The following is an 8272-nucleotide window of genomic DNA, read 5'->3' as shown; positions in this document are numbered from 1 at the left end:
CCTCGAATGGAAATTTTTTCTTTCTTCCAGACATCGATAATTTTTTGGCGAAAATCTACGGAATAGGGTCTCATAGGAAGCTGGTAAGTTCTATTATTTGTCTATTTGCTTTCTATTGTACCTCATAGCTCCAAGAATTGCTATAGTTAGGTTCAATCATGGAAAATATCTCTCAATGGGTAGGCATTGACATTAGTAAAGCGACCCTAGATGTTTACCTCCGTCCCCTCGGTAAAGCGATGAAAGTCAATAACACAGAGGAGGACATATCTAAACTGGTCGAGACCCTAAAATCTTACACGATCAACCTCATCGTTCTGGAAGCGACAGGAGGTTGAGAAACTGAACTGGTGATTCAATTACAAGCAGCGGGTTTACCGGTCGCCTTAATTAATCCCCGTCAAGGAAGAGACTTTGCCAAAGCTACTGGTAAGTTAGCCAAAACCGATGCCATTGACGCTCAAATTTTAGCTCATTTTGGCGAGGCAATGGAACCGCAAATATTAGCGGTTGAGTCGGAAGAATCTCGTCAATTGGGCGACTTAATTAGTCGTCGCCGGGAGCAAGTCAGTTTTGTCAGAACATAAATACTATTCAATAGCTAAAGACTGTTATTTAGGTAAGCACAGCGGTGTTTAAGCACTTGAGGGATATTTTCTTCATTCCACTGGGCTCCAGAAATTTTCAGTCGTCGGTCAATCTGTTTAACCGTGGATTCAACGGCTCCCGAAGCAATAGAGCAAATCTCTTCTTGTTGATAGTAATTATAATTAACAATTCGATGACGATGAATCTCTAAATAACGACAGAAATTTTCAGCTCGTTCGTTTTTTAAAGGAGAGATTAATGCTATTGTTTCCTCAATTTTGCCCTGCCATAATCAACTTTCTGCTTTTTTCAATCTCTTCACTGAACCGCCGACTTTATGAAGATTTTCTACCAAATGAAACCAGTCAAGTATTTCTCTTTTTTCTCCTGGACAATCCCAGTTTTTCACAATTTTCCCAATACCGGGATGTCCGTCTCCCAAACAGGTAAGGGGGTCAGATAAAGGTTGTTGATTAACCCAATATATTAACGATTCATTCTCTCCAAACCAAGCTTTTCTTAGGAAAGTATCAACACAGATTGCTTGATAATCTTTCCAGATACAAGCTTCTCCCTTAGTTTCGGTTCTTAAGCGCACTTTTCCTCCATCTAGACTAATTTCTTGAACGGGGTTTCCTGATTCTTCTTCGGCAAATTGGTGGCGATGGACTAATCGTTGTTGAGTCCTAGCCGAGACCTTCATCCCTATATAAAATTGAATATCTCTGGCGGCATTTTCATAAGAAACATTGGCACTAGCTCTTAAACAACAGCGTTCTAAGTAAGGACTAATTTGGTTATTACTAGGAATATTTAAACGGATTGCTTGTTTTTCTGTCAGGCATAATTCTCCGATGATGCTTTTTATTTTTCTCGGTCTCCCGGCTTGAGTTCCTGTCGTTTTTGTGACAAAAAAAAATCCTAGTTTCGGAGTTATATATTTTCAGGTCTGTTCTCTTATTGTCGTCTCTATTCCCTCTAAAGTTTGAATTTTTTCAGCCTCAGCTTCCTGATGAAGAATCTTGGCTATCGCTTGAATATGTTGGTTAAGTTCTTGTTGTTGCTCTGGAGTCATTTTTGTCTTTTCCCCACTCTTTTCTCTATCCCATACCCAATTGATGCTTTTGTCAAGTAGTTTATTTGTTCTTCAGCTTTGACTTGCTCCCGTCGTCGCCGGCAACTTGTCGAGATGCGGACTGCCGAAAAAAACCGACGGGAACGCGCTCGCGGTAAAGCTTTGGTCGATATCGAAGCCCATCTTGAGTATCTCGATAACTGCCGCCTAAAAACTCAATCAAGAAATTGAGGAATTGACCCAAGCTAACCAACAATGGCTCGAGAAAGTCAATTTACTAAAAACCGTGCCGGGGATTGGTCAAGTAATTTCTACTACTCTCGTCTCCGACTTACCAGAACTCGGTCAATTAACCGCCAAACAAATCTCTCGCTTAGTCGGTGTTGCGCCGATTAATCCTGATAGTGGTCAACATAGAGGTAAGCGGATGATTCAGGGAGGTCGCGCTCAGATTCGGGCGACTCTTTACATGGGGGCGGTGGTGGCTATGGGTCATAATCCGGTGATTAAAACCTTTTACGAACGCCTAGTCGGACGAGGTAAATCAAAAAAACTGGCTCTGACTGCTTGTGTGCGGAAAATCTTAGTTATTCTTAATGCAATGGTTCGCCAAAATCAGCCTTGGCAGCTTACTGACAATTTACCACCTTGTTCCTAGAGATTCACACTTTTTGTTATCTCTGATCAAGGGTTGCGCTTGCTTTGGTTTAACCTGAGCGACTTAGTTTTTGCTGCGCTTTTTTCTGGCTTGAGATTTTAGGTTCGACAGCAACTCCTTGATTGTTTTTTGAGTTACCCCTTGACAATCAAGACAGTCGCTACGAGGCTACGAGGCTTCATCTTTAGGAGAAACGCCGTAACTTGGGATATAACTGAATCTGCTAGGATGCTATCACAGAATAGAAGACTACATCTATTAATTGCCGAGGCAGAACTAAGTTTAACCGCTCTTTTTTAACCACTTCTATCGCTTTGGGACCCAAAAATTAGGCGTTTTCGGTTTACCATAGTCAAAGTGTGCTTTCTAGGCTAATGACTTTGACTAAAACCCCCGTGATCAGAAACCGTCGTTTTTCCCTACGCAATCTCTTTGAGACTTGCATGGCCCTGTTGGTGTTATGTAATTATATTCTGGTTATTTTCGATTTAACCTATATTCCCCTGCGAGATTTTTGGTTACAGGGACGCTTGCAAATAACTTTATTAAGATTTAATGAACCAATAAAACTCGGGCCGATTGCCTTTCAAGAATTACAAATACCTCCCGATAAACCCCTAGAAATTCCCTTTGTTAAAGGAATCGCTAATTATGATGTGGTGAAAGGAATTAAACCCTATCGCAGTACCAGTGAATATTTAGCTACGGTTGATAAACTCAATGAAATAATTAATCAAAAGGTCTTTAACCCAGAGTTTAATCTGCAAGAATATCGCCAAGAGATTGAGAAAATTTTAGCCAATTTACGCCAAAAAAGTGTCGATATGATCGATAATAATCCCTTTGCCTCGGCCGAGAAAACTGGGACTTTAGAGAAGATAAAAAATAGAATGCGCTTGCGGGTTTTTCAAACGGAAAATGTTTCCGCAAAAGCAGCCTTTCAGAAGTTTTGGACTTGGGATTATCTCAGTCAAAATGGCTGGGAAAAAGAGTTGAAATTTTTCAATCAAGAAATTCAACCTTTAATAGAAACTAATTATTTTCGTCCCCTGGGAGAAGATGGGAGACCGATAGATAACTTTGAGGCGATCGATTTTTTATTTGGTACCATCTTTTTCTGGGAATTTATGCTGAGAACTTGGTGGATTGCTCGCACTCATAAAGGTCTGCGTTGGCGCGAGGCTATGTTATGGCGATGGTACGATATTTTTCTGTTTATTCCTATCTGGAGATGGTTACGATTTATTCCTACCGTTATTCGCCTAGATCAAGTTAAAATTATTAACTTAAGAGTGATTAAAGAACAGGCAGTTAAAGGCTTAGTTGCGCTAATTTCTAAAGATATTACTGAGATAATTTTTCTGAGAATTATTAATCAAATACAGGAATATATTCGACGGGGACAAGTGGAGAAATTTCTCGATAAATCCCTTAATGGTGGATATAATAATCTCAATGATACTAATGAAGTTATCGAAATTTTTCGGTTAGTAGTTAATAGCACTGTTGACAAGGTTTTACCGCAAGTTAAACCAGAAGCAGAAGCTTTAATTAAATACAATATCGAGAAAATTCTCAGTCAAACTCCCGCTTATCAAAGCTTATTGCTATTACCCGGCATGAAAGGGTTAAAAACTGACTTGAGTAATCGTCTATCTAGTCAATTGTATCAATCTTTTGTTAATATAGCTGAAAAGATTACCCAAGAAGACGAAGTTTTTGAACGTTTATTACAGCAATTAGTCCAGCGTTTCGGGCAATCTCTCGCCGGGGAATTACAATCCCGTCACAGTCTAGAAAGAATCGAGATGTTATTAATTATCTTCCTAGAAGAAGTCAAATTAAACTATGTACAAGAATTCTCGGATGAAGACTTAGAAACTATCCTCGAACAAACTCGCTTACTCCACTCTAAAAGTGCAGAAATTATCCCAGGAGAAACCATGAATCCTCGTCGTCTTCCCTAAAAATTAGTGATCATTGATTAGGTAATACTAAATCCGTTAAGTATAGGCTACTTATAAGAAGAGGCAAAAGGCAACCCCCCCTGCCCCCCCGACATCGGGGGGGAAAGGGGGAATAAATAATCAGTCTTTAATAACCGGATTTAGTATAATACTGCTTGACCTTTTGATCACTTTTCTACTAAAATATCTGCTGGACTCCCATTACTCAATTAACCTAATTATCTACTCTCATGTTAACAAAAATTATTCTCGGTTTACTTTGGTTATGCTTCGGATTATACGCTTTTTTACTAGCACCCCCCGACCAACCAGATACAATGAATTTAATTATCAATCTTTCCACTGGCAAATGGCAAGATATTAACCCGTTAATTATTGCTCTTTTTAACCTGATGGGAGTTTGGCCACTTATCTACACTAGCCTTTTAATTATCGATGGTCGTGACCAAAAAATCATCGCTTGGCCCTTTGCTTTTGCCTCCTTTGCTGTGGGTGCTTTCGCTATTTTACCCTATCTAACTCTCCGTCAACCCAACAGCAATTTTACCGGTAAAAAAAATCTGGTCATTAAACTTTTAGACTCACCTTGGTTAGGAGTAATTGCCCTAATTACTGCGGCAATTTTAATCGCTTACGGATTAATTAACGGCAATTGGTCTGATTTTTGGTATCAGTGGCAAACTAGCCGTTTTATTCAGGTTATGAGTTTAGATTTCTGTCTTTTAACCCTATTATGTCCAATTTTGCTGCAAGATGATCTAACCCGACGGGGATTAAAAAATCCTTTCCTGTTGCCAGTAATTTCCCTTTTACCTCTAATCGGTCCGGCAATTTATTTAATTATTCGTCCTCCCTTAGGGGAGAATTAAGGGTAAATTGCCTTGGGGAAACTCGGCCTAGTTATCAGTTGTTTTTTAACCATTTCTTGACAAGAGAAGTTCATATTTAACAGAAATTATGCCGAGGTTCCCCTAAAATATGGGGAAAGAGATTAATGTCCAGATTAGAAGGAGTGTTTAACCTTGTTAGAGAGTCAAAAACCACCTCGGATTTACTGCTTTCAAGCTGATTATCTTGCCTCCCAACAATTTAACCCCCAAGAGATTCCCGCTTGGTTATCCTTAGAGGTAAACTGGCAGGGTTATAGAATTCACACCCTACCCTGGGTAGCAGACGTAGCTAGGGTATTAGGATTATTAGCGATCGAAGATACTCCCCAAGGGTGGCAAGATTATTTAGAAAGCTTGGGATTAGCCAAAATTAGGTTAATGGACAGCGAGGAGTTTTTTGAGGATAAATCTTTATCGGGATGTTAAAAATGCCCTATAATTGGCAATTTAGTGATGATTCTACCAGTCAATTTATGCCCTATAAACTACTCTTCGTCTGTTTAGGAAATATCTGTCGTTCTCCCGCTGCCGAGAATATCATGACTTATCTGATTGAACAAGAAGGATTAAGCGCCAAAATTCTGTGTGATTCTGCGGGAACTGCCGGTTATCATATCGGTTCTCCTCCCGATTCTCGCATGAATACGGCAGCCAAAAAACGCGGTATTCCTCTGCAAGGGACAGCTAGACAATTTACCCGCGAAGATTTCGAGAATTTTGATCTAATCCTAGCCATGGATAAAGCCAATTATCAAGATATTTTATCCCTAGATCGGACAGGAAAATATCAAGAAAAGGTCAAGTTAATGTGTGACTATGCTCGTTATCACCCAGAAAAAGAAGTTCCCGATCCCTACTACGGTGGTCGTGAAGGTTTTGAACGGGTAATCGAGCTACTTTTAGACTCCTGTGGCAGTCTTTTGGAGGAAGTAAAAAACAAAATTTAAGTTTTTTATTTCAGCTAATCGATTAATCTATGTTCGAGGGAAAAACGAACCAATTCGGCGCGATTGTTAGTAGTTGTTTTTCTGAGTAAACTACTAACATATTTCTCGATCGTGCGAGAACTAAGATGCAGTTTTTGCCCAATTTCACTGTTAGAAAGTCCCCGGGCTAGATGTTCTAACACTTCCCGCTCGCGATTAGTTAACTTAAAATCATCCTGTAAAGAAGAGGTTAAAACATCCCTAGTTTTGGGACTTTCTTCCGGTTTTAATTTTTGATATTGACGTTCACTTTGCACCATTTGCGCTCGCTCTAAAAGATTGCGAATAACCGCTTTTAATTCCTCCATCTCAAAAGGTTTAGGAAGATAGATATCACAACCCACTTGATAACCGCGAATCCTTTCCTCTGTTGACCCTCTTTCGGTTAAAAAAATTACTGGCAATAACCTAAATTCTGGCTGTTGCCGCACCTTAGTCACCAAAGAATAACCGTCTAAACGCGGCATTTTGATATCCGATACCAAAAGATGGGGATGATAGGTATCCAATAAAGTCAAAGCTTCCAAACCATTACTCGCCGCTACCACACTATAACCTGCTAATTCTAAATAGTCTTTGACCGCTAGGCGGATACCGGGGTCATCATCGGCAATTAGAATCAAAAGAGGCATAGAAATTAACAGGACAAGGTTTTTTCGGTATTAATAGCCTAGCACCCTCCGCTCGTCACAATTGTCCATCAAGCTACAGAGGCCGTTTTAACTGATATTATACTAGCAGTTAGCTATCAGCCTTTTCAGTGATCAGATGTGATTTTTCAGCTTTTTTCTACCCATCTCCCCACTCCCCCACTCCCCCACTCCCTCAACCCCTTTTTTACTTTTTACTTAAGATGACAGATTATACAGATTATTTAGTTTCCCTGACAATTTGGGCGGGTATTTACGCGATTTTTGCCCTCGGTTTAAATCTACAATGGGGATTTACAGGCTTAATTAACTTTGGTCACGTTGCTTTTGCCACTTTAGGGGCTTATGCAACGGTTTTATTGACTTTACAAGGTGTACCGATGATTTTTGCCGCCATTGTCGGGTCGCTCCTAGGGGCATTGTTGGGATTGGCCATCGGTTTTTCCACCCTGAGATTAAGAGCCGATTATCTAGCGATTGTCACCATCGGGGTGTCTGAGTTAATTCGTTTGCTGGTGCTTAACGAGGATTGGTTAACGAAAGGCAGTTTCGGACTACAACGTTATCCCCTACCTTTGGATATAAATCCCAGTTTTCCCGTCAAATTATTAATTATTGCCCTGTTTACCCTGCTTGCTATCTTTGCTCTCTGGCAATTGGGGCGCAATCTGCAACGACAATAGCGCGAAGCTGGGCAAATTAGCGGTAAAAGCTATCAACCGACGCAAAAGAGAGCTTTAATCTTTTGGGGGTTGTTAGGGGCGATAATCCTGCTTTTTCTGTATATAAACGGTGTAATTGCTCTGAATGATTATAATTACAAAGCGGGGCTGATGGTGGTAGTTTTAGTCCTCCTCGCTCTCGTTTATACTGGGTTAGAATTACTTTTGCGATCGCCTTGGGGACGCATCCTCAAAGCTATCCGCGAAGATGAAGAAATTCCCAGGGCTTTGGGAAAAAATGTCTTTTGGTATAAGTTACAATCTTTGATGTTAGGCGGTGCGATCGCTGGTTTGGCCGGGGCTTTTTTAGCATGGCAATTAACCACTATTTACCCGACTAATTTTGAACCGTTATTGACTTTTAACGCTTGGATTATTATCATTCTCGGTGGCTCTGGTAGCAATGCTGGAACCTTACTAGGATCAATAATTTTCTGGGCTTACGATTCCCTAACTCGCTTTATTCTGCCCCGATTAGATATGCCCCGATTAGATATTTTTAATGATAGCCAATTAGGGGCTTTACGGATTATGATTATCGGTCTGCTGCTCATGGTTTTAATGATCTGGCGACCCCAGGGTATCCTCGGCAAAAAAGAGGAGTTAACTTTGGGAAAATAATTTCAGTTATCAGTTATCAGTTATCAGTTATCAGTTATCAGTTATCAGTTATCAGTTATCAGTTATCAGTTATCAGTTATCAGTTATCAGTTATCAGTTATCAGTTATCAGTTAT

The 8272-nt window shown here is 40.1% G+C and carries 5 protein-coding genes and 4 pseudogenes; 7 read left to right on the top strand and 2 right to left on the bottom strand.

Annotation, left to right across the window (positions count from 1 at the left end; all coding sequences use genetic code 11):
- Window positions 1-158: 158 nt before the first annotated feature.
- Window positions 159-569, top strand: a pseudogene (locus H6F92_RS26855) (IS110 family transposase); the annotation flags it as partial.
- 32 nt (window positions 570-601) lie between these two features.
- On the opposite strand, the pseudogene H6F92_RS20890 reads toward H6F92_RS26855, so the two are convergent.
- Window positions 602-1663: pseudogene (locus H6F92_RS20890) on the bottom strand (ISKra4 family transposase).
- Between the two features lie 93 nt (window positions 1664-1756).
- On the opposite strand from H6F92_RS20890, the pseudogene H6F92_RS20885 reads away from it, so the two are divergent.
- The 5 genes and pseudogenes from H6F92_RS20885 to H6F92_RS20865 form a co-directional block, all read left to right on the top strand.
- A pseudogene (locus tag H6F92_RS20885) lies at window positions 1757-2321 on the top strand (transposase); the annotation flags it as partial.
- Between the two features lie 374 nt (window positions 2322-2695).
- Window positions 2696-4288, top strand: a complete 1593-nt coding sequence (locus H6F92_RS20880) for a hypothetical protein (protein WP_190359338.1) — start codon at window positions 2696-2698, stop codon at window positions 4286-4288.
- 230 nt (window positions 4289-4518) lie between these two features.
- A complete protein-coding gene (locus tag H6F92_RS20875; RefSeq protein ID WP_190359337.1) occupies window positions 4519-5157 on the top strand; it encodes a DUF2834 domain-containing protein in 639 nt (212 codons plus the stop codon).
- 153 nt (window positions 5158-5310) lie between these two features.
- Window positions 5311-5604, top strand: a complete 294-nt coding sequence (locus tag H6F92_RS20870) for a hypothetical protein (protein WP_002733401.1) — start codon at window positions 5311-5313, stop codon at window positions 5602-5604.
- 2 nt (window positions 5605-5606) lie between these two features.
- Window positions 5607-6125 carry a low molecular weight protein-tyrosine-phosphatase gene (locus H6F92_RS20865; protein ID WP_190359336.1) on the top strand — a complete coding sequence of 173 codons (519 nt, stop codon included), beginning with the start codon at window positions 5607-5609 and terminating at the stop codon, window positions 6123-6125.
- Between the two features lie 14 nt (window positions 6126-6139).
- Here the strand turns inward: H6F92_RS20865 and H6F92_RS20860 are convergent, their stop codons facing one another.
- Window positions 6140-6796, bottom strand: a complete 657-nt coding sequence (locus tag H6F92_RS20860) for a response regulator transcription factor (protein WP_190359335.1) — start codon at window positions 6794-6796, stop codon at window positions 6140-6142.
- A 221-nt stretch (window positions 6797-7017) separates the two neighbouring features.
- Between H6F92_RS20860 and H6F92_RS20855 the strand changes: the two are divergent.
- A pseudogene (locus H6F92_RS20855) lies at window positions 7018-8157 on the top strand (branched-chain amino acid ABC transporter permease).
- The last annotated feature ends 115 nt before the right edge of the window (window positions 8158-8272 follow it).

Origin of the sequence: Microcystis wesenbergii FACHB-1317, assembly GCF_014696875.1 — a bacterium.
GTDB classification, from domain to species: Bacteria; Cyanobacteriota; Cyanobacteriia; order Cyanobacteriales; family Microcystaceae; genus Microcystis; species Microcystis wesenbergii_A.
Note: the sequence above shows the minus strand (reverse complement) of the source record. Positions and strands in the feature narration are given on the sequence as shown.